The following is a 25029-nucleotide window of genomic DNA, read 5'->3' as shown; positions in this document are numbered from 1 at the left end:
CGGGAATGCTCGGCAACTCGGCCAGCGGGGTCTTGGGTTTGCGTGGCATACATACTCCTTGGCGGTATGTTATGCCCTAAACACGAAATTACTGACAGACCCGCCCTGTCGCAACGGCTCGGCCCATGATCAGGGGCCTCGGTCCCCTTCGGGGACTTCCCGTCGCTCTACGGGCCGGCATCGCCCACGCACACCGCCCCCGGACTCACGCTGAGGCCAGGCCACGGTTAGCGCGCTGCGCGCATGCGCACGCTACGCACTTCAGAACGTACATGTCATTCCCAGAGAAACGCAGGCGATCACGGCGTTTGGACTCGTCCTCTTGACGCTAACGCAAGCGGGAGCCGGGCAGAAAAGGGGCACCGGCCCGTTGAGCGGCGGGAAGTCCCCGAAGGGGACCGAGGCCCCTGATCATGGGCCGAGCCGCTGCGACAGGGCCGGTGCCCCTTTTCTGCCCGGCTCCCGCGCCTAAAGAACCCAATCTACGCCCGAATCGAGAACGCCCGAACCACCGGAGCCGAAGCCAGCGCTATGCACTCAATACCGCACCAATCAACGTCAGCGCAAGTACACAACGCCTACGCCCGCTCATAGCCTAGTTGCCGCGCCGAGCGAACTCCATATACAACCGGTGCGCCCGCCGAGCAAACGGCCCATACTCCAGCGCACGATCCTCCACGCGATTCACATGGACAACCTTGCCATAATTGCCAGTAGAGAAGACTTCATCCGCCTGCTCCACATCCGCGCGAGTGATGGTGCGTTCTTCAACTTGTACGCCATCTGCACGCAGTAAAGCGAGAACGCGCTGACGGGTAATGCCGTTCAAGAACGTGCCGTTATCGACTGGCGTTGCTACGATGCCATCTTTAGCGATCCAGAGATTCGATGTGGCGAATTCAGCGATGTTGCCATCGCCGTCGAACATGATCGCGTTGTCGAATCCCTTTTCCACCGCCTCGCGAATAGCGCGTTGCCCATTGGGATAGAGGCACGACGCCTTGGCATCCGTCGGCGCCATGTTCGACCATGCTCGGGCGAAACTGGAAAAGCAGGCTGAGAACCCTTGCTCGCCGGGCATGGGCACCTTGAACACATGCAGAACGAATTGTGTCTTGTCCGCGTCCGGCAACAAGAACCCATCCGCACAGAAGAACATCGGTTTGATATAAAGTGCCTCGCCCGCTGGAAACTTCGCCACGGCCTCCAAGCTCAAGTCGCGGATAGCTTCCCAGCTGAGTTGCGGCTTCATCAACATCTTCTGCGCCGAGCGCACTACCCGTTGGCAGTGCAGATCCAGATCGGGCGTCAATCCGTCAAACGCGCGCGCACCGTCAAATACCATGCTCGCCATCCAGAATGCGTGATCGGCCGGGCCCAGCAGTTTGGGATTCTCGGTCATCCATTGGCCATCGTGCCAGTAGATCGCGTCCATGTCGTACTTCCTTTATTGAAAATCAGGTCACGCGTCAAAGTTTAGCTTGCACGCGTGTGGCGACATCTTCGGGCACCCACTTTTTCCAGACTTCCGGATACTTGCGCAGGAAATACAAGGCGGCTTCTTCAGGCTCTGCCTGCTCGGTCTCCAGCCAGCCCAGCGTGTCGTCGATGACAGGGCCAGGCACGGTGAGCTTGGTGAAAAATTCGGTGAGTTGGGGAGCTGCGCGCGCGAAATCGGTGTTCATGCCCGTGACGGCACGGTTCGATTTGAACTCGGTCGCTACCGGGTCGGCACAGTTCGGATCCGTCAAGCAGGTATAGGCCGCGGCATCAAAGGGCGGTAATTCCAGCTTGACCAGATCCAACGAGCCTACGAGCGCGGTCGGCGTCCAGTAATAGAAAACAATGTCGCGCTTGCGCTTATACGCCGATACGATAGCTGCCTTTTGCGCCGCGCCCGAACCGGGAGCGAACATGGTGTACTTTTCTTCGAGCTTTAACGCTTTGAACAGATTGGTATTGAGGATGTCGCATGACCAACCGGCCGGACAGCCGTAGATGCGTCCTTTGGACGGTTCTTCCGGGTCGGTAAACAGCTCGGAGAACCTGGCCAAGTCAGCGGCGCTTTTTAATTCCGGATGACGCTCTTGCGTATAGCGTGGGATATACCATCCTTCGCCCGCATCAAAGACGTGGCCAACGCCCTGGACTCTGCCGCTCTTGATCGCCTTATCCCAGGCGACTTCGATCTGTCCAGGCCAGACCTCCGGCGTGATGTCCACATCGCCACGTTGCAGCGCGGCCAGCATGGCCAGCGTTTCGCCTATCTCTACCGCGGTTTTGCAGCCATAGCCGTGCTCGACGATGAATCGCTCGATGCCGGCCAGGACGAGATTTGATTCCCAATTGAGTCCACTAAAGCGCACCGGCCGATCGACCTCGCACGATGGCGCGGCGGATGCGGCGGTGCTAAATAGCAGGGCAGTGGCTGCGCCAACAGCGGCGATGAAGGATAGAACCGGGGCGGCCGGACGCATGGGAAGCTCCTCTACGGATAGATGGGCATTCCATTTTACGTAGCTCGCCGGCGCTGTCTTATACAGCTTGTAAGCGTCATGATGCTTTGGCGCGGCGGCGGCTCATCAATGCTTGAATCTCGCCGACGATGCCACGCCGGAATGCCAACACGCAGAGGATGAAGATCAAGCCGATTACGATGGTGACGGATTCGCCCAACCGCAGGAACCAATCGTTATCCGTGACGCGCGCCATGAACCTGCCGAAGTCACCGACCTTGTTTTCAAGCAGCACCACGATAAAGGCGCCGATAATCGGTCCAGTCAATGTCCCCAGGCCGCCGATCAATGTCATCAAGATAACCAGGCCGGACATCTGCCACGTAGCATCCGACAGCGTCGCCGATACGAAGACCAGCATCTTCGTCGCACCGGCCAGCCCCGCGATCGCGGCCGACAGCACGAACGCCAGCAGCTTGAATCGATCTACGTCATACCCTAACGATAAGGCACGCGGTTCGTTCTCACGTAACGCTTGCAGCACCTGACCGAACGGCGAATGCACGGTGCGCCAGATCACGAAGTAACCCAACGCGAAAATGCCCATCACCAGATAGTAGAGATTCAGATCGTCGCGCAGATCGATGATGCCGAACAAGGTGCCGCGCGGCACGCGCTGCAGTCCATCCTCGCCGCCTGTGAAGGGCGCCTGCAGAAAATAGAAGAACACCATCTGCGCGAGCGCCAGCGTGATCATCGCAAAGTAAATGCCACTGCGACGTATAGCCAGCAATCCCATGACCAGCCCCAGCATCGCGGCGACCGCAGTGCCATAGATCAAACCGAGCTCGGTGGGGAACCCCCATACCTTGATCGCGTGCCCAGCCGCATAGGCAGCGCCGCCGAGGAATGCCGCATGCCCGAACGACAACAACCCCGTGTACCCCAACAGCAGATTGAAGGCGCACGCGAACAACGCATAGCACATCACCTTCATCGCAAAGATGGGATAGACGCCCATATAGGGTAAGAGCGCCACGACGATGGCTGCCGCCAGATAACCGATGAGTTGGCGATTCATTTCTCTTTCCCAAAGAGTCCGGCAGGCCGCAGCAACAGCACGATGGCCATGATGATGAAGACGACCGTGCTCGAAGCCTCGGGCCAGAACACCTTGGTCAGACCTTCGATGACACCCAGGCCCAGGCCCGTGACGATCGCGCCCAGAATAGACCCCATGCCGCCAATCACGACGACGGCAAACACCACAATGATGAGGTTCGAACCCATCAAGGGAGAGATCTGCAATACGGGTGCAGCAAGCACGCCGGCAAAGCCCGCCAACGCCACGCCAAAGCCATACGTCAGCGTCACCATGCGCGGCACGTTTACACCGAACGCCTCGACGAGTTTGGGATTCTCGGTGCCTGCGCGCAACAGCGCACCCAGACGCGTGCGTTCGATGACGAACCAAGTCACAAGACAGACCGTGATGGACGCCACGACGACCCAGACTCGATAGTTGGGCAGAATCATGAATCCCAGATTCGTTGCCCCGCGCAATGCCTCCGGCGTCGGATAGGGCTGCCCCGAAACACCATAGAAACTGCGAAACAAACCCTCCAGCAGCAACGTCAATCCAAAGGTCAGCAGCAATCCATAGAGGTGATCCAGCTTATACAGATGCTTGAGCAACAGCTTTTCGATCACGATGCCAAACAGGCCGACCACAATGGGCGCGAGGACAAGCATGATCCAGTAGTTCAAGCCTAAATAGCTCAAGCCCATCCAAGCCAAAAATGCGCCCAACATATACAGCGAGCCGTGGGCAAAATTGATGACGTTGAGCAGGCCGAAAATGACGGCCAGCCCTAATGACAGAATCGCGTAGAACGAGCCATTGACCAGGCCCAGGAGTAGCTGCCCCAATAGTGCAGGCAGTGGTATGCCGAATAGTTCAGTCATGTAGCGTGAACCCTGCGCGTTCGATAGGATGCCTGCAAGATCTCGGCGTCCCGACCAGCAGGCGGGGACGCCGAGCTCAGCGGATTACTTCTGGCTGATGAGCTTGCAGGTCGACTCGGAGGGCTTGGTGTACACGTCGTCACCCGGCAGCGTGGCGACGATCTTGTAATAGTCCCACGGTCCCATGGACTCTTGCGGCGTCTTGACCTGCACGAGATACATGTCGTGCACCATGCGGCCGTCTTCGCGGACGTATCCGTCGGTGGTGTAGAAGTCATTGATCTTGTTCGACTTCATCCACTTCATCAACGTGTCGGGATCGTCCGTTCCGGTTTCTTTTACGCCCTTCAGATAAAACGCGGTAGCGGAGTAGTCAGCTGCCTGGATACTGGATGGCTTGGTCTTGCGTTTCTCTTCGAACTTCTTGGACCAGTCGCGCGCGGCATCCGATTGATCCCAGTACCAGCTGTCGGTCAGGTACATGTTCTTGGTCGCATCCAAACCTAGCGAATGAATGTCCGTGATGAAAATCAGCAGTCCCGCCATTTTCATGGTCTGCGTCACGCCGAACTCATTAGCGGCCTTGATCGAATTGATGGTGTCGCCGCCCGCATTGGCCAGGCCCAGGATTTGTGCGCCCGATGCTTGTGCCTGGAGTAGGAAGGAAGAGAAATCCGAAGTCGATAGCGGTGCGCGCACGACGCCTTTGACTTCGCCACCATTGGCCTTGACCACGGCCGCTGTATCGCGTTCGAGCGCATGGCCAAACGCATAATCCGCGGTTAAAAAGAACCAGCTCTTACCGCCGTCTTTCACCACGGCCGAGCCCGTGCCGCGCGCGAGCGCGACCGTATCGTAGGCATAGTGCACGGTGTAAGGCGAGCACTGCGAATTCGTCAAATCCGAGGCGCCCGCGCCGATCGAAATGAAGGGGCGCTTCTTCTCCGCGGCAACGGCAGCCATGGCGAGGTTGGTGGCCGAGTTGGTGCCGCCCAACAGCATATCGACGCCTTCTTGATCGAACCATTCGCGTGCACGCGCCGAGGCAATATCGGCCTTGTTCTGATGGTCTGCCGTCAACAGCTCGATTTTTTTCCCGTTGATTTCGCCGCCTGCGTCCGCAATCGCCATGCGCACGGCTTCGACGCCGCCCGGACCGTCAATATCGGAATAGACGCCGGACATGTCAGTGATGATACCGATGCGGATAACATCGCCGGAGAATCCTTCAGCCTGGGCGGGTAGCCCGCTGAATCCCAAGCCCGCGAGGGCCAGCATAGCAGTGATGTGATGCAGCTTCATGGGACGACTCCTTCACTTCTCTTTTATGGTGCCGCGGTGGCGGCGGATGAGAGGGGTGCTTATACGCCCAACAGTTCGTTTAACGTATCTTGTTTTTCCTGCAGTTGGTTAGCTTCAAAATGTTCGACGATCTGACCGTGTTCCATCACGTAGAAACGGTCAGCCAGCGGCGCGGCGAAACGGAAATTCTGCTCGACCATCACGATGGTGTAGCCGCGTTGCTTCAATGCGCGGATCATGCGTGCCAGCGATTGCACGATCACCGGTGCCAGGCCCTCGGAGATTTCATCCAATAGCAACAGATCGGCGCCCGTGCGCAGGATGCGCGCCACCGCAAGCATCTGTTGTTCGCCTCCGGATAAACGCGTGCCCGGTGAATGCCGCCGTTCATGCAAATTGGGGAACATGTCGTAGATTTCGGTCAACGACATGCCGCCACCCAACGCGCCGACCGGCGGTGGCAATAACAAGTTTTCCTCGCACGACAGGCTGGCAAAGATGCCGCGTTCTTCGGGACAATAACCAATGCCCAGATGCGCGACTTTATAAGTCGGCAGATGAATCGCTTCGGTGCCATGGATGCGCACCGAGCCTTGTCGCGAGCCTGTCAGTCCGAGAATCGCACGCAACGTGGTCGTGCGGCCGGCGCCATTGCGCCCCAGCAGCGTCACCACTTCGCCCTGCGTCACCTGCATGTTCACGCCGTGCAGAATATGCGATTCCCCGTACCAGGCTTGCAGATCGTGGATCTCCAGCGCGGGGTGATTCATGCGTGCGCTCCTTCTAGTTCGCCTTCGGTGGTGCCCATATAGGCTTGCATCACCGCCGGGTGACGCGAGACTTCGGCATAGGACCCTTCGGCCAACACCGCGCCCCGGGCAAGCACGGTGATCGTATCGGCGATGGACGACACCACGTTCATGTTGTGCTCGACCATTAAGATGGTGCGGCCGGCGCTGACGCGTTTGATGAGCTGTGTCACGCGGTCGACGTCTTCATGGCCCATGCCTTGGGTCGGTTCATCGAGCAACATCAGCTCTGGCTCCATGGCCAGCGTGGTGGCAATCTCTAGTGCGCGCTTGCGCCCATAGGGCAGGTTGACCGTGATTTCATCGGCGAAGGCGGCTAGATCCACTTGATCCAGCAACGCGATGGCGCTGTCGTTTAACGCGTTCAGGCGTTTGTCGCTGCGCCAGAAATGGTAGGAAAGCCCTGTCTTGCGTTGCAAGCCGATGCGCACGTTCTCGAGCACCGTCAGATGCGGAAAAACGGCGGAAATCTGAAAGGATCGAATAATGCCGCGCCGCGCGACCTGCGCCGGGCGATCGGCCGTGATGTCGATGCCGTTGAAAATGATCTGGCCCTTGGTGGGCGGCAGGAACTTGGTGAGGAGATTAAAGCACGTGGTCTTGCCCGCGCCGTTGGGCCCGATCAGCGCATGAATCTGCCCACGCTTGACGCGTAGGTTTACCCCGTTGACGGCAACGAAGCCGAGAAATTCCCTCGTGAGGCCTTTTGTCTCCAGGATTATGTCATCCATGTCTCCGCCCCAGGTTTTCTTTTTTAAGGCTTGCGTCGAGTATGCGCTACCTGGGGTTCAAAAGGCCATGAGGGTTTTTCATAGGTTATTGAGGCGGCGTCTTAGCCTTGTATTCGCACAAATCGGAGATGCCGCACTGCGGGCATTTCGGCTTGCGCGCCACGCAGATATAACGGCCCAGCAAGATCAGCCAATGATGTGCGTCCTTCATGTATTCGGCGGGCACGAACTTCACCAGCTTGTTTTCCACCTCGAGCACGTTCTTGCCGGGAGCGATGCCGGTGCGGTTAGAGACGCGAAAAATATGCGTGTCGACCGCCATGGTCGGCTGGCCAAAAGCGGTGTTGAGCACCACGTTCGCCGTCTTGCGGCCCACGCCCGGTAGCGCTTCCAAGGCTTCGCGCGTCTGCGGTACCTGGCCGCCGTGGCGCTCCAGCAGCAGCTTGCACGTCGCAATCGCGTTCTTGGCCTTGGTGCGATAGAGGCCAATGGTTTTGATGTATTCGGCCAGACCCTCTTCGCCCAATGCGAGCAGCTTTTCGGGTGTGCCGTATTGCGGGAAAAACTTGCGCGTGGCGATATTGACCGACTTGTCGGTCGCCTGCGCCGACAACAACACGGCGATCAAAAGCTGGAACGGTGTGTCGTATTCGAGTTCGGTCGTGGGGGCTGGGTTAGCGGCTTTCAGGCGTTCGAAAATGGCCCGGCGTTTGGCGGCATTCATGAGGTCTTTACAGCAGTGCGGCGTGCGCGGGCGCGCGCCAGAGCAGATTCGATAGCAGAGCGTTTACGCGCCTCATCGTCGGCAGCGGCGATGGCGGGCGCGGGAGCAGGCACGACTGTGTCTTCGTCGGGATCGGCTTCCATCAGGCGGGCATTCTGGGCACGCTCGCGGGCGATACGGGCCTGATGGGCGCGATGGCGTTCGCGGCTGGCATGCGCATCGGCGTCGGTCCATTCGCGCTGCGCCGGGACCATCTCGATACAGTCCACGGGGCAGGGCGCCACGCACAGATCGCATCCCGTACACCAATCGGTCAGCACGGTATGCATGCGCTTGTTGGCGCCCACGATGGCGTCCACCGGACAGGCGCGGATACACAGCGTACAGCCGATGCAATGTGCTTCGTCGATACGCGCGACCGTCAGCGGCCCCGGCTCGCCTCGGGTGCGATCCAGCGGCAGTGGCGTGGTGCCAAGCAGGCTTGCCAAGGTCGCCACGCCTTCTTCTCCGCCCGGTGGGCAGCGATTGATGGGCGCTGCGCCTTCGGCGATGGCTCGGGCGTATGGCATACAGCCGTCATAGCCGCATTTGGTGCATTGCGTCTGAGGCAGCAAGGCGTCAATGCGGTCGGCTAAAGTAAGACAGGACATGGCGAGAAAAACGAGTCAATCCGTGCCGGGTGTGAGCCGACACGGGCAAGCATACGGGGTGCGGGCGAATGCGCCGGCGCCAGCGAAACGATCGCGCGGGCTAGGGCAGCCGGTCAGGCTTGCCGGATGAAAGCCGCAATTTTAGGACAGATCGTCTCGCGCCAGCGGCGGCCCGCGAAAATGCCATAGTGGCCACAGCCAGTTGCCGTGTAGTGCTGCTTGCGTTTGGCAGGGATGCCACGGCACAGATTCTGCGCGGCACGTGTCTGCCCCTGGCCCGAAATATCATCCAGCTCGCCTTCGATGGTGAGCAGTGCGGGCCCGCGTATGGCGGCTGGATTCACAAGCTCGCCATCGATATTCCACGTTCCCTTGGGTAATTGGAACTCCTGAAACACAACGCGTATCGTGTCCAGGTAAAACTCCGCCGGCATATCCAGCACCGCGTTGTATTCGTCGTAAAAACGGCGATGCGCTTGCGCGTCGTCATCGTCGCCCCGCAGCAAGTCCAGGTAAAAATCGTAGTGCGACTTCAGATGCCGGTCCGGATTCATCGCCATAAAGCCAGCATGCTGCAAAAAGCCCGGATAGACGCGCCGCCCCGCGCCCGGATAGCGCACCGGCACCCGGTCGATCAGCTGGCTTTCGAACCAGGAATAGGGCTTGGTCGTGGCCAGACGGTTGACCTGCGTGGGCGACTCGCGCGGATCAATGGGCCCGCCCATCATCACCATGCTGCGCGGCTGATTCGGCTCATTCGCGCTCGCCATGAGCGAAATTGCGGCCAGCACCGGCACGGTGGGCTGACAGACCGAAATCACATGCAGATCCGGACCCAGATGGCGGATGAAATCGCGCACATAGTGCACGTAATCGTTCAGATGAAACGCCCCGGCTGACAGCGGCACCATGCGTGCATCGACCCAGTCGGTCACATAGACATCGTGATTCGGCAATAGCGCGCGCACGGTATCGCGCAGCAGCGTGGCATGATGGCCCGACAGCGGCGCCACCACGAGCACGCGCGGATCGTCACGGCGCGCGTCGCGTTCAAAATGCAGCAAGCGACAAAACGGTTTACTCAGCGCCACCGACTCGGTCACTTTCACGGTCTGACCGTCGATCACGGTAGAGGTCAGATTCCAGGCGGGCTTTTGATATTCCTTGCCCAGCCGATGGATCAGTTCACAGCTGGCGGCCAATTGCCGCGACAGCGGCGTATAGGCCAAGGGGCTATAGGGGCTGGAAAACCATTGTGCACCGGCTTCGGTAAAGGCGGCCAGCGGCGTCAGGAACGCTCGCTGCATTTCATGAAATTGGTACAGCATCGTGGCGAGTGTCCTTCTGCTCAATCAAGAGTGGTGGAGGTCGTGAGTCCACGGCCTGACGGCCTCAAACGCGGCTGCGGTTATATCGATTTCGCGTAAGGATATAGCGAATCTGTCTGGCCTGTTGTCCGAAACCTTCCGATATCTGTACCTGATTTACAACATCGGGCGGTCGGGCGCCGTGCTACCAATAATTTTCGACGGCCAGATTGCCGGGAATGCCGCGCCGGCCCGGGGCAAAACCACGTTCGCCCAGCAGCTTGCGCGCTTCACTGAGCATCTCGGGGTTGCCGCAGAGCATGATCTTGGATTGCTCGGGGTCGAGCTTCATGCCGGCCAGCTGCTCGAGTTCGCCATTCTGGATAAGCGTGGTCAAGCGTGCCTGCGGCATGCCAGGAATGGCCTCGCGCGTGGCGATGGGCAGGTAAATCAGTTTGCGCGGATCGGCTTCGAAATGCTCGGCGAAATCCGGATGCGTGCGCCAGGATTCGATCTCGTCGCGGTAGGCCAATTCGCTGACCGAGCGCACGCCATGCACCAGCACGATGCGCCGGAAAGCGCGCCAGGTGGCCGCATCGCGCAGGATCGACAGGTAGGCCGAAAGCCCGGTGCCGGTCGCCAGCAACCACAAGTCGCCGCCCTGCGGAAAACGTTCGATGGTGAGAAATCCGAACGCCGTTTTGTCGACGTAGATCGCATCGCCCGGCTGCAGACGCGCCAGGCGGGGGCTGAACTGACCCTCGGGCACCACGATGGAATAGAACTCCAGACGATCTTCGTCCGGGGCGGAAACCATCGAATAGGCGCGCCACACGGTGGGTTCGGCAGCCGGGTCATCGCCCTCGGGCAAGCCCACGCGCGCGAATTGCCCCGCCTGAAACTTAAAGGCCGGGTCACGTGTGACGTGGATGGAAAACAGCTTATCCGGGACCCATGTGTGTACATGGGTGACGGTCTGGCGTGTGTACTTGAGTTCGGTCATCTAGAGGGTGACAGCGGCCGGGGCCGAAAGGGCGCCAGGCCTTATTTTTCCAGGAGCTCGAGCTTGTTCGGTTTGCCGTTCCAATCGTCGGCGTCCGGCAGCGGTTTCTTGGCCCGGCTGATTGGCGCGAATTCCGGCGACAACTCAGCATTGAGCGCGATAAATTGGACCTGATCCTGAGGCACGTCTTCCTCCGCATAGATCGCGTTGGCGGGGCACTCCGGAATACAGACGGCGCAATCGATGCACTCGTCGGGGTCGATCACGAGAAAATTCGGGCCTTCACGAAAACAGTCTACCGGGCACACGTCGACGCAGTCGGTGTACTTGCATTTGATACAGTTTTCGGTGACGACGTGGGTCATTCGGGGACTCCGCAGACAGGCAACAGCTGTGATGAATTCCCTTGATTTTACCCTCTTGCCCTGATTGGGGTGGCGATAACCCTGGGTGCGGTAGTGCCGCACAGCGGCCAGCCCGGGGGATCCTGGCGGCAGCTATGCTATGGTGTGGAAAAAATATCAGGTAAATAAAACATCTCGCGCCGAGTCAGCGCCATCATGATCATTACTTCCTTGCTTGACACCGATCTGTACAAGTTCAGCATGATGCAGGTGGTTTTGCATCAGTTTCCCGCTGCGCAGGTCGAATATCGCTATAAATGCCGCACGCCGAATGTGAATCTGCGGCCGTATATGGACGAGATCCGCGACGAGATTCACGCGCTGTGCCAGCTGCGGTTTACCGAGGAGGAGCTGGATTACCTGCGGGGCTTGCGCTTTATCAAGAGCGATTTTGTTGACTTTCTGGGGCTGTTTCACCTGCCCGAGCGCTGTATTGCCATTACCGAGGGCGAGGGTCCGGGTGAAATCTCCATCACGGTGAAAGGCCCTTGGCTGCACACGATTCTGTTCGAGATCCCGGTGCTGGCGATCGTCAACGAGGTGTACTTCCGTAATACGCGCCGCAATCCGGACTGGGAAGAGGGCCGCAAACGCCTGCAGTCCAAGATGCAATTGGTGCTGGATGACCCGGCGCTGGCCGATTTCCGCGTGGCTGAATATGGCACGCGCCGACGTTTCTCCAAGTTGTGGCACGAGGAAGTCGTGACCACGATGAAAGCGCAGATGGGCAAGCACTTCGCGGGCACGAGCAATGTGCTGCTGGCGATGAAGCATGATGTGCTGCCGCTGGGCACGATGGGGCATGAGTATCTGCAGGCATGCCAGGCCCTGGGGCCTCGGCTGCGCGATTCGCAGGTGTTCGCGTTGGAGGTCTGGGCCAAGGAATATCGCGGCGATCTGGGGATTGCGCTATCGGATGTCTACGGTCTGGATGCGTTCCTGCGCGATTTCGATATGTATTTCTGCAAGCTCTTTGACGGCGCGCGCCATGATTCGGGCGATCCGTTTGAATGGGGCGAGCGTATGCTCGAGCACTATCGCAAAAATCGCACGGATCCGCGGGCCAAGACTTTGGTGTTTTCGGATTCGCTGACGTTTCCTAAGGCGATCGAGCTGGCGCGGCAATTTGCCGGGCGTTGCAAGGTGTCGTTTGGCATTGGCACGAACTTGACGAACGACCTCGGGCACGAGCCGCTGCAGATTGTGATGAAGATGGTTCGCTGTAATGGCCAACCGGTGGCTAAGGTTTCTGACGCGCCGGAAAAAACCATGTGCGATGATCCGGCTTATTTGGCGTATCTGCGCCAGGTGTTTCAGTTGCCGCCGGCTTGATGGGCCGGGGGTGGTTATTTTCTCTTGATATTTTTGGGGATTTTTGATGAGCAGCATTAAGCGCGTCAATGTGGAAAAGCGTCTGTCGGATATGGCGGTGTATAACGGTGTGGCCTACCTGGCGGGTCAGGTGCCGGATGATGCTTCGCTGGATATGGAAGGGCAGACGGCTCAGGTTCTGGCTACGATCGATCGTCTGCTGGCCGAGGCTGGCACGGATAAGAGCAAGATCCTGATGGCGCAGATTTTTGTGGCGAACATGAAGGAATTTGATGCGATGAACCGTGCGTGGGACGCATGGGTGGCTGACGGCAATGCGCCGCCTCGGGCTACGATCGAAGCGCGGTTGGCTAATCCTGACTACAAGGTTGAGATTGTCGTGACGGCGGCGGTGGCCTAAGGCTGCGTCGGGTTGAAAGCTGTCCGGAGTCGGTTGCGATTCTGGACGGTGGCAGGGAGCTCCGCGTATGAGTCATGCGCGGGGCTCTTTTTGTTTGGGGGCGTGTGTGTGGCAGTTCGGTCGGGGCCGGGGTTCTTTAGGCGCCGGCTTGCCGGGGCGAGGGCTATCGGGGCTTCACGGATCCGGCCGGGCGCCTGCGCGCCCGGCACCACTTCGTCAACCTCGTCGCTGCGCTCCTTCGGTTTCCCTCGTTCGAATCCGAGGCGCCCCGATAGCCCTCGCCCCGACAAGCCGGCTCGCGGTGGAGGACGGGCGAGGCTCTGTGAATGTGGCTTTTGGCCGCTTGGCGTCTGGGGGCGTGATGCGATTCACCGCTTCGTCGGTGCTTGCTTGGCGGGGGCTATGTCTCGCTCGTCAATAACGTCGCGGCAAGCAGGCCGCCGAGTTCCTCGCAGCGTGCCAGGGCCTGCGGGGGAACGGTTTTTGGCGCGAGGATGGCGTCGGGGGTTTGGGCGCCGTTGCGTTCGATCAAGGGGGCCGCGACAGCGCGCAGGCGCCAGCCGGTGGCGATGCGGGTGAGTTGGCGCGCCGCGCCTTCACCATCCGTGCCGGCACTAATGGCGGCGGCGTAGGGGCGGCCGGCGATTTGGTCCAGGACGGGGTAGTAGCAGCGGTCCAGGCAGGCTTTCATCTCGCCGGTCAGGCTGGCGAGGTTTTCAGGGGCGCAGAATAGGTAGCCGTCTGCGGCCAGTATGTCGGCGGGATCGGTGTCGGGCGCGGCTTGCAGGCGCACGCGCAACTTCGCTTGTAGTTCGAGTTCATGTGCCACCTGGTCGGCACCGCGCGCCAATGCCTGCGCCATCTGTCTCGCATAGCCGGTGCGGGAGTGCCAGATGATAAGCAGCGTTTTCATGGAGTGGCTGCGTCCAAGTGGCTGCTGGGGTAGGTTCGGTTTAACGGGTCTTGGCGGTAATACACACGCAGTAGCTGGTACCAATCGGGCAGGGCATGGGCGAGCGGCTCGGGATCGACAAAGAAGTGTTCCGAGCTGACGGCGAAGAACTCCGCCTCGTCGGTGGCCGCATACGGGTCTAGAGGCAGCTGGTCGTACCAGGGCGCGGCTTCGTCGCTCTCCGGGTCCACGTCGGCCGGTATGGCGGCTTCCACGGCCTCCAAGGCCTCGGTGAATTGATCCAGGCTGGCAGAAAGCGTGCGACGCCATGCGCGCGGTGATAGCTCGACATGCGCGCTCAAGTCCGGCATGCCATCGGCGTAGCCGGAAGAAAGGTCTAGTTTGTGCGCGAATTCATGAATGATCACGTTGAAGGCGCCGTGCTGGGGCAGCATATCGTCCCACGACAAAATGACCGGGCCGCCATCCCAGGCTTCGCCGGCAGCATCCTCGTCGTATTCATGAACCACGCCGGCCTCGTCCTGCTGCACGCGCGGAATGCGAAATCCTTCGGGATAGATAATGATTTCTTCCCAGCCTTCGTAGAGCCTGGGCGACAGGTGCAAAATCGGCAGTGCGGCCTGCGCCGCGATGGACAGGCGCATAAAGTCGGTCAGCGTCAGACCCCGCGCGCCGTTCATGGTCTTGCTGGCCAGCAGCCACGCTGCGCGGTCCAGCAGCGCGTCACGCTCGGCGGTTTCCAATGCCCATAGAAAAGGGTAAGTCTGCAGAACTTCGGACCACAACCCGGGCGCGATGCGGGCTCGCATCTGTGCGACCGCGGACGTGGCGGCACCCCGGCCCTTGAGCCATCGCAACATGATTCGCAAATCCTTAATGATTGCGTGCGTACACCTCGACACGCTTGCCGCTTAGTGTAGAGTGTAGGAAAAATTTTGGGCACGTTGCGCCCATCTCAATTGCGATATCCGTGATGCCTGATACGAATGCGTTCTCGCCGTTTGACGACGCATGGCAGCAGCTAGCCGCTGCCGGTCTTGATCCTGCTGATGCTGCCCGCATCTCGGATGCGGTCGCCTGGGCGTTACCGCAATATGGCGATCAGCTCGCGGTGTCGGGTGAGCCCTTGGCTAATCATGCGGCTGGCGTAGTGCGGATACTGGCCGGGCTTCAGTCCGACGCGGCTACCCGGATCGCCGCACTGCTGGTGACCCTGCCGGCGGACTTGTCGGTGCCAGCGCCGCCCTTGCGTAATGATCCCCTGGCTGCCGAGTTCGGCGCGGAAATCGCGCGCCTGGTGCAAGGCGCGCGCGCTCTGTTGCGGTTGGGGCTGATGGCGCGTCACGCCAGCGACAGCGAGGCGGGCTCGGGCGATCAGAAAGAGATGCAGCGCAAGATGCTGCTGGCGATGGCCGCGGATTTGCGCATTGTGCTGATGCGCCTGGCGTCGAGATTGCAGACGCTGCGCTGGCATGCGGCGTCCAAGGTGCCATGCTCACCGGCCTTCGCGCGCGAGACCATGGATCTGTACGCCCCGCTGGCAAACCGGCTGGGCATCTGGCAGGTCAAGTGGGAAATGGAGGATCTGTCGTTTCGCTTCCTGGACCCGGACCGCTATAAGCAGATCGCCAAGCTGCTCGAGGAAAAGCGGGTCGAGCGCGAAGCCTTTATCGCGCATGCCGTCGAACGGTTGCAAACGACCTTGGCGCAGGCGGGCATTCCCGCCGAGGTCAGCGGCCGGCCCAAGCATATCTACAGCATCTGGAACAAGATGCGCATCAAGAACCTGGAATTCTCGCAGTTGTACGACCTGCGTGCGCTGCGCGTGATCGTCGACGATGTCCGGGCCTGCTATACCGTGCTGGGCATGGTGCACGATATGTGGACGCCTTACTCGGAGGAATTCGACGACTACATCTCCCGGCCGAAACCCAACGGCTACCGTTCGCTGCATACCGTCGTGACCGATGAGGACGGGCGCCAGTTCGAGATTCAAATCCGTACGCGGGAAATGCACCAGTTCGCCGAATACGGGATGGCGGCCCACTGGCGTTATAAAGAGGCGGGCGCCAAGGGCGGCCAGGTAGAGGCCTCCAGCGACTACGATCGGCAGTTGTCCTGGATGCGTCAGTTGCTGGCTTGGAATTCGGAGATCGAGGCTGGCGATGCCCCCACAGGCACCGGCAACGCCGCGGACGGACAAGGCGACGAGTCCGGCGGTAACGCGACGACGGGCAGTGCAGGCGCGAGCGAGGGTGGCTCGCCAAACTCGCCGGCCACGCGCGGTCGCCGTCGCACCGCACAACCGATAGCGCAGTCCAGCAACCGGATTTATGTGTTGACCCCCCAGGCCCGGGTTATTGAGCTGCCCGAGGGCGCAACGCCGGTCGATTTTGCCTATCACCTGCACACCGATCTGGGGCATCGCTGCCGCGGGGCGCGCGTGGATGGGCAGATGGTGCCCTTGCAGACCAAGCTTTCGACCGGGCAGACCGTCGAAATCATCGCCGCCAAGGCGGGCAGCCCCTCGCGCGACTGGTTAAACCCGCAACTGGGCTTTCTGGCCAGCCCTCGCGCGCGCGCCAAGGTGCGTATGTGGTTCAACGCCATCGAACTGCAGCAGCGCATCAACACCGGCCAGTCCATGGTCGAAAAAGAACTGCAGCGTTTGGGCAAAACGGCGGTCAACCTCGAACAACTGGCGCAGTCGCTGGGTTTTGCGCGCGCCGATGACTTGTACGTGGCGGTGGCCAAGGACGAATTCAGCCTGCGGCAGATCGATTCTGTTTTTCAGCAGCCCGTGCCGGAGCCCGAGCCCGAAGCCGCCGACTTGGCCAACGCGCACAGCGCCGAGAGCGCGGCGCGCAGTGGCAAGAGCGGCGTGCTGGTCGTGGGCGTGGGGTCGCTGTTGACGCAACTCGCGCGCTGCTGCCGTCCCGCGCCGCCGGATGAGATTGCCGGCTTTGTCACGCGTGGGCGCGGGGTCTCGATACACCGCACGAACTGCCATAGTTACAAGGCGCTGGCGGCGCGCGAGCCCGAACGGATCATCGACGTGGCTTGGGGGGATACCTCCGACACGTTCTATCCCGTGGACATCAGCGTGCATGCGCAGGATCGCTCCGGCCTGTTGCGCGATTTGTCCGAAGTCTTCGCGCGTCAACGGCTTAATGTGGTGGGGGTGAATACGCAGAGCCGTCAGTCGCTGGCCCATATGATCTTCACGGTCGAGGTGCGCGGTGGCGATTCGCTGACCAAGGCGCTGTCGGCGCTGGCCGAAGTGCCCGGCGTGACCTCTGCTGTGCGGGGATGATGACGGCTGCCTCTATTGGCCACCTGGATACTCCCCATTCGGTGAGCCGCGAATCTCGCCTAAACTCATGTTTTATATGTAGAGGACCATCGCATGGACACGCGCACTTGGCTTGAAACCTTGGTGGGGTTTGACACGACCAGCCGGAATTCGAATCTCGGTTTGATCGAAACCGTCAGGGATCACCTCAAATCGCAAGGGATACAAGCCTGGCTGGCCCATAACGATGATGGCAGCAAGGCCAATCTTTTTGCGACTCTGCCGGCCAGCGATGGTGGCGAGCAAGGTGGCATCGTGCTGTCCGGGCATACCGATGTGGTGCCGGTGGATGGGCAGAAATGGTCCACCGATCCGTTCGTGCTGACGGAATCCGACGGGCGTCTGTACGGCCGCGGCACCTGCGATATGAAGGGCTTTATCGCCGCTTCGCTCGCGCTCGTGCCCGAGTTTCTGGCCATGCCACGCAAAAAGCCCATTCATCTGGCGTTTTCCTATGACGAGGAAGTCGGCTGCGTCGGCGCGCCCGTCATGCTGGCCGAGCTGCGCGATCGCGGCATCCGTCCCGATGGCTGCGTGGTGGGCGAACCCACGGGCATGCAGGTCGTGGTGGCGCACAAAGGCATCAACCTCTATCGCTGCTGCGTGCAGGGCAAAGCCTCGCATTCTTCGCTGACTCCGCGCGGCTGCAACGCAATCGAATACGCCGCGCGCCTGATTTGCCGCATCCGGGATGTAGCCGATGCCTTCAAGGCGAATGGCCCTTACGACGAGTTCTACGACGTTCCCTATTCGACGCTGACGACGAACCTGATCCAGGGCGGTATCGCGGTCAATACCATTCCGGATCGCTGCGAGTTCTCGTATGAGTTCCGCAATCTGCCGGGCACGCCCGCCGATGCGATCCAGGCCGAGATCGAAAACTATATTCAGGGAACGCTGCTGCCCGCCATGCGCGCGGAGTACGAAGACGCTCAAATCGACATTCGAGTGGGCGCGCAGGCTCCTGGCCTGGATGCGTCCGAAGCGGCGGCGATTACCCAATTGGTGCGCGCGCTTACCGAGGACCGCGCCACCCGCAAGGTGGCATATGGCACCGAAGCTGGCCTGTTCCAAGCGCTCGGCGTCCCCACCGTGGTCTGCGGGCCGGGCCACATTGATAATGCGCATCGGCCGGACGAGTTCGTGGCCCTGGATCAGTTGGCATCGTGCGAGCGGTTCTTGCGCCGCTTGGGTCAATCCCTGGCCTGATTCGTCGTCGCCGGCAACTCAACGGGGCGGGCAGGGCGCCTCAACCCCGCGTTCGACGACGCGGGTTTCAGGCGGCGAGATATGGCGCGGCATGTCCGTCGCCTGTTAAAACCCCAGGTTTGCCGGCCAGATCCCGCCCTCGGGTAAAATGATCGGTTGCGAAGCGGGTACACGGGCGAATGTGTCGTCTGTCTACCGCCCAGGAGATACCAGGTGAATTCTTACGACCTTCCGGATGCCAAGGGCCATTTTGGTCCCTACGGTGGCGTGTTCGTCGCGGAAACGCTGATCCATGCCTTGGATGAGCTGCGCGCGGCCTATGAGCAATGCCGCGTGGATCCCGCGTTCATCGAGAAGTTCAACTACGAGCTGCGGCACTTCGTTGGCCGTCCCAGCCCTGTCTATCATGCCGAGCGCTGGTCGCGCGAACTGGGCGGCGCGCAGATCTGGTTCAAGCGCGAGGACCTCAATCACACGGGCGCGCACAAGGTCAATAACTGTATTGGTCAGGCCTTGCTCGCTCGTCACATGGGCAAGCCGCGCGTGATTGCGGAAACGGGCGCGGGCCAGCACGGCGTGGCCACGGCGACCGTGGCGGCGCGCTATGGCATGGAATGCGTGGTCTACATGGGCAGTGAAGATGTCCGCCGTCAGGCTTCCAATGTCTATCGCATGAAACTGCTGGGCGCGACCGTGGTGCCCGTCGAGTCGGGCTCGCGCACATTGAAAGACGCGCTGAACGAAGCGATGCGTGACTGGGTCACCAACATCGAAAACACCTTCTACATCATCGGCACGGTGGCGGGTCCCGATCCTTATCCCCGCATGGTGCGTGACTTCCAGACCGTCATTGGTAACGAGTGCATTGAACAGATGCCGCGCGACGCCGGGCGCCAGCCCGATTACGTAGTGGCGGCGGTGGGCGGCGGCTCGAACGCGATGGGTATTTTCCATCCCTACATTCCCTACGAAGACGTCAAACTGATCGGTGTCGAGGCGGCGGGCGAGGGAATGGAGACAGGTCGTCATGCCGCGTCTTTGGCGGCGGGTCAGGTCGGCGTGCTGCATGGCAATCGTACCTACATTATCCAGAACGCTGACGGCCAGGTGATGGATACGCATTCGGTTTCCGCCGGCCTGGACTATCCGGGCGTCGGTCCCGAGCACGCCTGGCTGAAAGACAGCGGCCGCGCCGAATACGTGGGCATCAGCGACGACGAGGCCTTGGCGGCGTTTCATGATTGCTGCCGCATCGAGGGCATCATGCCTGCGCTGGAGTCCTCGCACGCCATCGCCCAAGCCGTCAAAATGGCGCCCACGCTGCCCAAGGACAAGATCATTCTGGTCAACTTGTCGGGCCGTGGCGACAAAGACATGCACACCGTCGCCGAGCGCGCGGGCATTCAACTGTGACACCATGACTACCCGAATCGACCGTATCGCAGCCGCGTTTTCCCGAGTCGCCGAATCCGGCCGGTCGGCAGCGCTGATTCCCTACATCGCCGCCGGTGATCCGTCGCCCGCGGCCACCGTGCCGCTCATGCACGCGCTGACGCAAGCCGGCGCCGACATCATCGAGCTGGGTGTGCCGTTTTCCGATCCCATGGCCGATGGCCCGGTGATCCAGCGCGCCGCCGAGCGCGCGATTGCGCAGGGCGTGGGCTTGCCTCGCGTATTGGAGATCGTTGCAGAATTCCGCAAGACCGACACGCAAACACCCGTGGTCCTTATGGGCTACGCGAACCCGATCGAACGCATGGGCCAGCAGGCTTTCGCCAATGCCGCTCAGGCAGCCGGGGTGGACGGCGTGCTCGTGGTCGACTATCCCCCCGAGGAAGTCGATACCTTCGCGGGTCAACTGGAAGCCTGCGGCATTGCGCCCATCTTCCTCTTGGCGCCTACCTCTACCGAGGACCGTATCCAGGCCGTCTCGCGCGTTGCGCGCGGCTATGTTTACTATGTGTCGCTCAAGGGTGTGACCGGTGCTGGCAGTTTGAACACCGACGATGTGGCTCAGCGCGTGGCCTTGATTAAACGCCACGTCAGCGTGCCCGTGGGCGTGGGCTTTGGCATTCGCGATGCCAAGAGCGCTCAGCGTATCGCGGGTTGCGCCGATGCGGTCGTGATCGGCACCAAACTCATCGAAACCCTGGAGCTGGCGGCCGCGACCGCGCCTGCCGGCCAACAGTCCGAGACCGCCATCGCCGCGGCTGGCCAATGGCTGGCCGGCATCCGTCAGGCACTCGATCAAGTCAAACGAAACCCCGTCACGGCCTGAGGCCTGAGCGCGGTTTCTTCATGGAAAAAGACAATGAGCTGGATTGATAAACTCCTGCCGCCACGCATCAACAAGTCCAACGAGAACAACGCCCGCCGCGTGCCCGAGGGCCTGTGGGTGAAATGCCCGTCGTGCGAATCGGTGCTGTATAGCGAGGACCTCGCCGCGAACCTGCATGTGTGTCCCAAATGCGACCATCACATGCGTATCGGTTCGCGCGCGCGCCTGGACTCGCTGCTCGATGTCGAAGGACGCGTCGAGATCGGCCAGAACACCCGTTCAGTCGATTCGCTGAAGTTCAAGGACACGCGCAAATATCCGGAGCGTGTCGCCGAGGCGATCAAGCACACCGGCGAAACCGATGCGCTGGTGGTCATGAGCGGCAGCATCCGTGGCGTCCCGGCCGTGGTGGCGTGCTTCGAATTCGAATTCATGGGCGGTTCGATGGGCTCGGTCGTGGGCGAGCGATTCGCCCGTGGCGCTCAAGCGGCTTTGGATAACAAGACACCGTTTGTCTGCGTGGCCGCCTCGGGTGGCGCGCGTATGCAGGAAAGCTTGCTTTCGCTGATGCAAATGGCCAAGACCAACGCCATGCTCACGCGTCTGTCGGCGGCCGGCTTGCCCTTCATCAGCGTTCTGACGGACCCCACCATGGGTGGTGTATCGGCCAGCTTCGCCTTCATGGGCGATGTGGTGATCGCGGAGCCGAAGGCCTTGATCGGCTTTGCCGGTCCGCGCGTGATCGAGCAGACCGTGCGCGAAAAACTCCCCGAGGGCTTCCAGCGCGCTGAGTTCCTGCTGCAGAAGGGGGCGATCGATATGGTGGTCGACCGTCGCCAGCTGCGCGAGGAAATCGCGCGTCTGCTGGCGCTCTTGACCGACCAGCCGGCGGATGTGGTGGCTGCGGCCTGACGTGTTCGCTGATTAGGACAGGTGCTGAATTTTACGTAAGTGTTGTCCCGCCCACACAAGCTGCGGGCGGAGCTTCGAATTTCTGATAAGTTACTCCCAGCACCCAATTCAGGAGTTTTTATGCTGAACTTCAAGAACAATAACTTCCGCACGGTCCTGGCCGCTGTATCGTTGGCTGGTCTGGCATTCTCCGCACAGGCGCATGAACCGCAGGGCGGCATTGGCCTGCACTATGGCGTGGGCGATCATTATTCGCGCACCGAGCTGGTTTATGAGACGCCGTCGATCGAGCTGTACCGATTCGACAGCAATTGGGGTCACATTGATCTGAACGGGGAATTCGGTGCGGCCTATTGGAAGGCGAACGGCTCGCGCAGCCCCAGCAACGTCTGGCAATTCAACGCCATCCCGATGTTCCGCTGGTGGATGGGCGAGCGCTTCTATGTCGAAGCCGGTATCGGTGCGACGGCATTTACCCGCACGCGGTTCGCCGACGAGAATATCAGCACGGCATTCCAGTTTGGCGACCATATCGGCCTGGGTTTTCTCGCCACGCCGAACAATCGCTTCGGGCTGCGTTACTCGCATTATTCGAATGCCGGTATCAAGCGCCCCAATCCTGGATTGGACGTTGTGCAGCTGACCTATACCTATCAATTTTAAGCACGGTCGCGTGGGCTTTGCGGCCTACGCAACGGCGCCCGGCAAATACCGCCTGTGAATCAACCCGGCTTCGTGCCGGGTTTTTTGTTATGCGGATGGCTGGGTCATCGAAATTGCAGCCGTAACCTTTGGTAAGCAGTTATGATGCATTGAGAAAGGAGCGATTCCTCGCAAGATGTCTTGCGTGGGGCAGAAACCGGAGTCGCCTGCTTATTTACCGAAGGGCCGAGGTGCGTCTCATGGCGAGGCGCCTGGCGTCCGTTAATCAACCGCATTAACCTTCACCAGACCTGCTATGACTGAACGCGACCTAAGCGGTATCCGCTCCTACCACATGCCCGCTGGCGGCTGGGGAGCTTTGAAGGCGACGGCCGTCGCCATCGCCGAACAAATGAGCGCCGGACAGGCGCCCAAGCTGCTATTGCAAACCAACCAGCCCGAGGGTTTCGATTGCCCCGGCTGTGCGTGGCCGGACAAGCATAGCCAGTCCACGTTCCAGTTCTGTGAGAACGGCGCCAAGGCGGTGACCTGGGAAGCGACCAAGCGCCGCGTCGGTCCGGAGTTCTTTGCTCAGCACACGGTGACCGAGCTGCTGACCTGGAACGATCACGATCTCGAAAACGCCGGTCGTCTGACGCATCCGATGCGCTACGATGCCGCGACGGATAAATACGTGCCGGTGTCTTGGGACGAGGCATTTGCACGGATCGGCCACGTCTTACAGGCTCAGACCGATAAATCGGGGGTCGAACTCTATACCTCCGGCCGCGCGTCGAATGAGGCGTCGTTCCTGTTCAGCATCTTTGGACGCGAGTACGGCAGCAACAACTTCGCCGATTGCTCCAATATGTGCCATGAGCCGACCAGCGTCGGTCTGCCGAAAGTCATCGGCCAAGGCAAGGGCAGTGTTTCGCTGGACGATTTCGATCAGTGCGATCTGATCATCAGTGTCGGTCATAACCCCGGCACCAATCACCCCCGCATGATGGGTCCGTTGCACGACTGTGCGCGCCGCGGTGTGCCGATTGTGGTGCTCAATCCGCTGCGCGAGCGTTCGCTGGAGCGCTTTGCCGATCCGCAAGACCCCATCGAAATGGGCAGCCTCAGCTCGACGCGTATCGCTTCGAATTACTATCAAGTGAAGGTCGGAGGCGATGCCGCGGCGTTCAAAGGCATCATGAAGGCGCTGGTCGAACGCGATGCCGCGCAGCCGGGTATCTTGGACCACGTATTCATCGCCCAGCATACGCATGGCTTTGATGCATTCCGCGCCGATCTGGAAGCCACCTCCTGGGACGAGATCGAACGTCATAGCGGTTTGACCCGCGATCAGCTGCAGGAAATCGCCGGCATTTACGCCAAGGCGAATCGCGTAATCCTGACCTATGGGATGGGCCTGACTCAGCACAGCACCGGCGCGCACAACGTTCAGCAGGCGACCGCGCTCTTGTTGATGCGAGGCAATATCGGCAAGCCGGGCGCGGGCATCTGCCCCTTGCGCGGCCACTCGAACGTGCAAGGTAACCGTACCGTCGGGATAACCGAGTTGATTGATCCGGTCATGTTCGACCGCATCGAGCAGACGTTTGGGTTCCGCCCGCCGGCCAAGCCCGGCCACAATGCCGTCAATACGCTACGCGCGATGAGCAGCGGCGAGAGCAAGGTGCTGATCTGTCTGGGGGGCAATTTCGCCATCGCCATGCCCGACCCCGAACGCGCCGAGCAAGCCATGCGCGGGCTGGAGCTGACCGTACACCTGAACACCAAACTCAATCGTTCGCATCTGCTCGTCGGCAAAGAGGTGTATATCCTGCCGGTACTGGGGCGCACGGAAATCGACATTCAGGGCGGCGTCGCGCAAGCCGTGACGGTCGAAGATTCAATGTCCATGGTGCACGCTTCGCGCGGCAAACTCACACCCGCCTCGGAGTGGCTGCGCTCCGAACCGGCCATCATCGCTGGGATTGCGCAAGCCACGCTGCCCAACAGCCGCGTGCAGTGGGCGCATCTCGTCGAGGACTACGACCGCATCCGCGATTTGATCGAGAAAATCTACCCTGATTTCCACGACTACAACGCTCGCATCCGTAAACCGGGTGGCTTCCGGCTGTCTCTGCCCGCGACCGAACGCGTGTGGAAGACGCCATCGGGCAAGGCGGAATTCCTGATATTCCAAGGCTTGGATGAAGATCCCGTCTACCCCGATGCGCTCAAGCTCACCACCTTGCGTAGTCATGATCAGTACAACACCACCATCTACGGCATGGACGATCGGTACCGTGGGGTGTTCGGACGGCGCGATGTGCTCTTTATGAATGCGCAGGACATGCAACGCCTGGGCATCGAACATGGCCAACGTGTCCAGATCAACACGGCGCTCAATGGTGAAACGCATCGTTGCCTGTCGCTGACGGCGATCGCCCATGACATTGCCGCCGGCTCGGTGGGGGCGTATTTCCCTGAGGCCAACAATTTGTGCCCGTTGGATTACCAGGATCCGATCAGTGGCATCCCCTGCTATAAGTCGATTCCGGTGCAGATCCGGAAAGTGTCAGCCGAAGCTTGATGCAGTCTCACTAGTGACCCCCCCATGACAAACGCCGGCAATTGCCGGCGTTT

Annotated in this window: 23 protein-coding genes; 9 read left to right on the top strand and 14 right to left on the bottom strand. The window is 60.6% G+C overall.

The genetic code is table 11. The annotated features are described in order from the left end of the window. Window positions 1-595 precede the first annotated feature (595 nt). The 12 genes from GOQ25_RS10400 to fdxA form a co-directional block, all read right to left on the bottom strand. Window positions 596-1435, bottom strand: a complete 840-nt coding sequence (locus tag GOQ25_RS10400) for a branched-chain amino acid aminotransferase (RefSeq protein ID WP_160350396.1) — start codon at window positions 1433-1435, stop codon at window positions 596-598. A 34-nt stretch (window positions 1436-1469) separates the two neighbouring features. Then, entirely contained in the window at window positions 1470-2477 is a 1008-nt protein-coding gene (locus GOQ25_RS10395; protein WP_160350395.1) for an ABC transporter substrate-binding protein, read from the bottom strand. A gap of 76 nt (window positions 2478-2553) precedes the next feature. Continuing rightward, a complete protein-coding gene (locus GOQ25_RS10390; RefSeq protein WP_160350394.1) occupies window positions 2554-3537 on the bottom strand; it encodes a branched-chain amino acid ABC transporter permease in 984 nt (327 codons plus the stop codon). Beyond that, complete coding sequence (locus tag GOQ25_RS10385) at window positions 3534-4421, bottom strand: branched-chain amino acid ABC transporter permease (RefSeq protein ID WP_160350393.1); 888 nt, start codon at window positions 4419-4421, stop codon at window positions 3534-3536. The genes GOQ25_RS10390 and GOQ25_RS10385 overlap by 4 nt, the downstream gene beginning before the upstream one ends. 84 nt (window positions 4422-4505) lie before the next feature. Then, window positions 4506-5723, bottom strand: coding sequence for an ABC transporter substrate-binding protein (locus GOQ25_RS10380; protein ID WP_160350392.1), 1218 nt, complete (start codon window positions 5721-5723; stop codon window positions 4506-4508). Window positions 5724-5782: 59 nt separating this feature from the next. Further along, a complete protein-coding gene (locus GOQ25_RS10375) occupies window positions 5783-6493 on the bottom strand; it encodes an ABC transporter ATP-binding protein (protein ID WP_160350391.1) in 711 nt (236 codons plus the stop codon). After that, window positions 6490-7263 carry an ABC transporter ATP-binding protein gene (locus GOQ25_RS10370; RefSeq protein ID WP_160350390.1) on the bottom strand — a complete coding sequence of 258 codons (774 nt, stop codon included), beginning with the start codon at window positions 7261-7263 and terminating at the stop codon, window positions 6490-6492. Before GOQ25_RS10370 ends, GOQ25_RS10375 begins: the two co-directional genes overlap by 4 nt. Window positions 7264-7348: 85 nt before the next feature. Next, window positions 7349-7987, bottom strand: a complete 639-nt coding sequence (nth, locus tag GOQ25_RS10365) for an endonuclease III (protein WP_160350389.1) — start codon at window positions 7985-7987, stop codon at window positions 7349-7351. Further along, window positions 7984-8637: an electron transport complex subunit RsxB gene (gene rsxB / locus GOQ25_RS10360; protein ID WP_160350388.1), complete on the bottom strand. Its 654-nt coding sequence runs from the start codon at window positions 8635-8637 to the stop codon at window positions 7984-7986. Before rsxB ends, nth begins: the two co-directional genes overlap by 4 nt. A 113-nt stretch (window positions 8638-8750) precedes the next feature. Then, window positions 8751-9965: a polyhydroxyalkanoate depolymerase gene (locus GOQ25_RS10355; protein WP_160350387.1), complete on the bottom strand. Its 1215-nt coding sequence runs from the start codon at window positions 9963-9965 to the stop codon at window positions 8751-8753. Window positions 9966-10149: 184 nt separating this feature from the next. Then, a complete protein-coding gene (locus GOQ25_RS10350) occupies window positions 10150-10947 on the bottom strand; it encodes a ferredoxin--NADP reductase (protein WP_160350386.1) in 798 nt (265 codons plus the stop codon). A 41-nt stretch (window positions 10948-10988) separates the two neighbouring features. Continuing rightward, a complete protein-coding gene (gene fdxA / locus GOQ25_RS10345) occupies window positions 10989-11312 on the bottom strand; it encodes a ferredoxin FdxA (protein ID WP_160350385.1) in 324 nt (107 codons plus the stop codon). Window positions 11313-11507: 195 nt separating this feature from the next. Between fdxA and pncB the strand changes: the two genes are divergently transcribed. Then, complete coding sequence (pncB, locus tag GOQ25_RS10340; RefSeq protein ID WP_160350384.1) at window positions 11508-12683, top strand: nicotinate phosphoribosyltransferase; 1176 nt, start codon at window positions 11508-11510, stop codon at window positions 12681-12683. Window positions 12684-12729: 46 nt separating this feature from the next. Next, window positions 12730-13083 carry a RidA family protein gene (locus GOQ25_RS10335; protein ID WP_160350383.1) on the top strand — a complete coding sequence of 118 codons (354 nt, stop codon included), beginning with the start codon at window positions 12730-12732 and terminating at the stop codon, window positions 13081-13083. A 400-nt stretch (window positions 13084-13483) separates the two neighbouring features. Here GOQ25_RS10335 and GOQ25_RS10330 read toward each other — a convergent pair whose 3' ends face one another. Both GOQ25_RS10330 and GOQ25_RS10325 read right to left on the bottom strand, forming a co-directional pair. Next, a complete protein-coding gene (locus GOQ25_RS10330; protein ID WP_160350382.1) occupies window positions 13484-13996 on the bottom strand; it encodes a flavodoxin family protein in 513 nt (170 codons plus the stop codon). Beyond that, window positions 13993-14856: a zinc-dependent peptidase gene (locus GOQ25_RS10325; protein ID WP_160350381.1), complete on the bottom strand. Its 864-nt coding sequence runs from the start codon at window positions 14854-14856 to the stop codon at window positions 13993-13995. The genes GOQ25_RS10330 and GOQ25_RS10325 overlap by 4 nt, the downstream gene beginning before the upstream one ends. Before the next feature lie 113 nt (window positions 14857-14969). On the opposite strand from GOQ25_RS10325, the gene GOQ25_RS10320 reads away from it, so the two are divergent. The 7 genes from GOQ25_RS10320 (at window position 14970) to GOQ25_RS10290 (ending at window position 24976) form a co-directional block, all read left to right on the top strand. Further along, on the top strand, window positions 14970-17309 hold the full coding sequence (locus GOQ25_RS10320) for a bifunctional (p)ppGpp synthetase/guanosine-3',5'-bis(diphosphate) 3'-pyrophosphohydrolase (protein ID WP_160350380.1): 2340 nt from the start codon (window positions 14970-14972) through the stop codon (window positions 17307-17309). 93 nt (window positions 17310-17402) lie between these two features. Further along, entirely contained in the window at window positions 17403-18557 is a 1155-nt protein-coding gene (gene argE / locus GOQ25_RS10315) for an acetylornithine deacetylase (protein WP_160350379.1), read from the top strand. Window positions 18558-18770: 213 nt separating this feature from the next. Beyond that, window positions 18771-19970, top strand: a complete 1200-nt coding sequence (gene trpB, locus GOQ25_RS10310; protein WP_160350378.1) for a tryptophan synthase subunit beta — start codon at window positions 18771-18773, stop codon at window positions 19968-19970. Between the two features lie 4 nt (window positions 19971-19974). After that, window positions 19975-20835: a tryptophan synthase subunit alpha gene (gene trpA, locus GOQ25_RS10305; protein ID WP_160350377.1), complete on the top strand. Its 861-nt coding sequence runs from the start codon at window positions 19975-19977 to the stop codon at window positions 20833-20835. Between the two features lie 33 nt (window positions 20836-20868). Next, window positions 20869-21747, top strand: coding sequence for an acetyl-CoA carboxylase, carboxyltransferase subunit beta (gene accD, locus GOQ25_RS10300; protein WP_160350376.1), 879 nt, complete (start codon window positions 20869-20871; stop codon window positions 21745-21747). Window positions 21748-21867: 120 nt separating this feature from the next. Beyond that, complete coding sequence (locus tag GOQ25_RS10295; protein WP_160350375.1) at window positions 21868-22410, top strand: acyloxyacyl hydrolase; 543 nt, start codon at window positions 21868-21870, stop codon at window positions 22408-22410. A gap of 295 nt (window positions 22411-22705) precedes the next feature. Then, the gene (locus GOQ25_RS10290; protein ID WP_160350374.1) at window positions 22706-24976 is read left to right on the top strand and encodes an FdhF/YdeP family oxidoreductase; all 2271 of its coding nucleotides are present in this window, start codon (window positions 22706-22708) and stop codon (window positions 24974-24976) included. The last annotated feature ends 53 nt before the right edge of the window (window positions 24977-25029 follow it).

It is taken from the genome of Bordetella sp. 15P40C-2 (assembly GCF_009763235.1).
In the GTDB taxonomy this organism is placed as follows: domain Bacteria; phylum Pseudomonadota; class Gammaproteobacteria; order Burkholderiales; family Burkholderiaceae_B; genus Bordetella_A.
This window is presented reverse-complemented; position numbering and strand designations above follow the sequence as displayed.

Excerpts from the sequence above, each read along its gene's own strand:
- GOQ25_RS10330 (WP_160350382.1), bottom strand. The coding sequence starts at position 13,996 with ATGAAAACGCTGCTTATCATCTGGCACTCCCGCACCGGCTATGCGAGA.
- pncB (WP_160350384.1), top strand. The coding sequence starts at position 11,508 with ATGATCATTACTTCCTTGCTTGACACCGATCTGTACAAGTTCAGCATG.
- GOQ25_RS10355 (WP_160350387.1), bottom strand. The coding sequence starts at position 9,965 with ATGCTGTACCAATTTCATGAAATGCAGCGAGCGTTCCTGACGCCGCTG.
- GOQ25_RS10320 (WP_160350380.1), top strand. The coding sequence starts at position 14,970 with ATGCCTGATACGAATGCGTTCTCGCCGTTTGACGACGCATGGCAGCAG.
- GOQ25_RS10295 (WP_160350375.1), top strand. The coding sequence starts at position 21,868 with ATGCTGAACTTCAAGAACAATAACTTCCGCACGGTCCTGGCCGCTGTA.
- GOQ25_RS10370 (WP_160350390.1), bottom strand. The coding sequence starts at position 7,263 with ATGGATGACATAATCCTGGAGACAAAAGGCCTCACGAGGGAATTTCTC.
- rsxB (WP_160350388.1), bottom strand. The coding sequence starts at position 8,637 with ATGTCCTGTCTTACTTTAGCCGACCGCATTGACGCCTTGCTGCCTCAG.
- GOQ25_RS10385 (WP_160350393.1), bottom strand. The coding sequence starts at position 4,421 with ATGACTGAACTATTCGGCATACCACTGCCTGCACTATTGGGGCAGCTA.
- GOQ25_RS10350 (WP_160350386.1), bottom strand. The coding sequence starts at position 10,947 with ATGACCGAACTCAAGTACACACGCCAGACCGTCACCCATGTACACACA.
- GOQ25_RS10400 (WP_160350396.1), bottom strand. The coding sequence starts at position 1,435 with ATGGACGCGATCTACTGGCACGATGGCCAATGGATGACCGAGAATCCC.
- trpA (WP_160350377.1), top strand. The coding sequence starts at position 19,975 with ATGACTACCCGAATCGACCGTATCGCAGCCGCGTTTTCCCGAGTCGCC.
- GOQ25_RS10380 (WP_160350392.1), bottom strand. The coding sequence starts at position 5,723 with ATGAAGCTGCATCACATCACTGCTATGCTGGCCCTCGCGGGCTTGGGA.
- GOQ25_RS10325 (WP_160350381.1), bottom strand. The coding sequence starts at position 14,856 with ATGTTGCGATGGCTCAAGGGCCGGGGTGCCGCCACGTCCGCGGTCGCA.
- GOQ25_RS10290 (WP_160350374.1), top strand. The coding sequence starts at position 22,706 with ATGACTGAACGCGACCTAAGCGGTATCCGCTCCTACCACATGCCCGCT.
- GOQ25_RS10375 (WP_160350391.1), bottom strand. The coding sequence starts at position 6,493 with ATGAATCACCCCGCGCTGGAGATCCACGATCTGCAAGCCTGGTACGGG.
- GOQ25_RS10395 (WP_160350395.1), bottom strand. The coding sequence starts at position 2,477 with ATGCGTCCGGCCGCCCCGGTTCTATCCTTCATCGCCGCTGTTGGCGCA.
- GOQ25_RS10335 (WP_160350383.1), top strand. The coding sequence starts at position 12,730 with ATGAGCAGCATTAAGCGCGTCAATGTGGAAAAGCGTCTGTCGGATATG.
- GOQ25_RS10390 (WP_160350394.1), bottom strand. The coding sequence starts at position 3,537 with ATGAATCGCCAACTCATCGGTTATCTGGCGGCAGCCATCGTCGTGGCG.
- accD (WP_160350376.1), top strand. The coding sequence starts at position 20,869 with ATGAGCTGGATTGATAAACTCCTGCCGCCACGCATCAACAAGTCCAAC.
- nth (WP_160350389.1), bottom strand. The coding sequence starts at position 7,987 with ATGAATGCCGCCAAACGCCGGGCCATTTTCGAACGCCTGAAAGCCGCT.
- argE (WP_160350379.1), top strand. The coding sequence starts at position 17,403 with ATGGACACGCGCACTTGGCTTGAAACCTTGGTGGGGTTTGACACGACC.
- fdxA (WP_160350385.1), bottom strand. The coding sequence starts at position 11,312 with ATGACCCACGTCGTCACCGAAAACTGTATCAAATGCAAGTACACCGAC.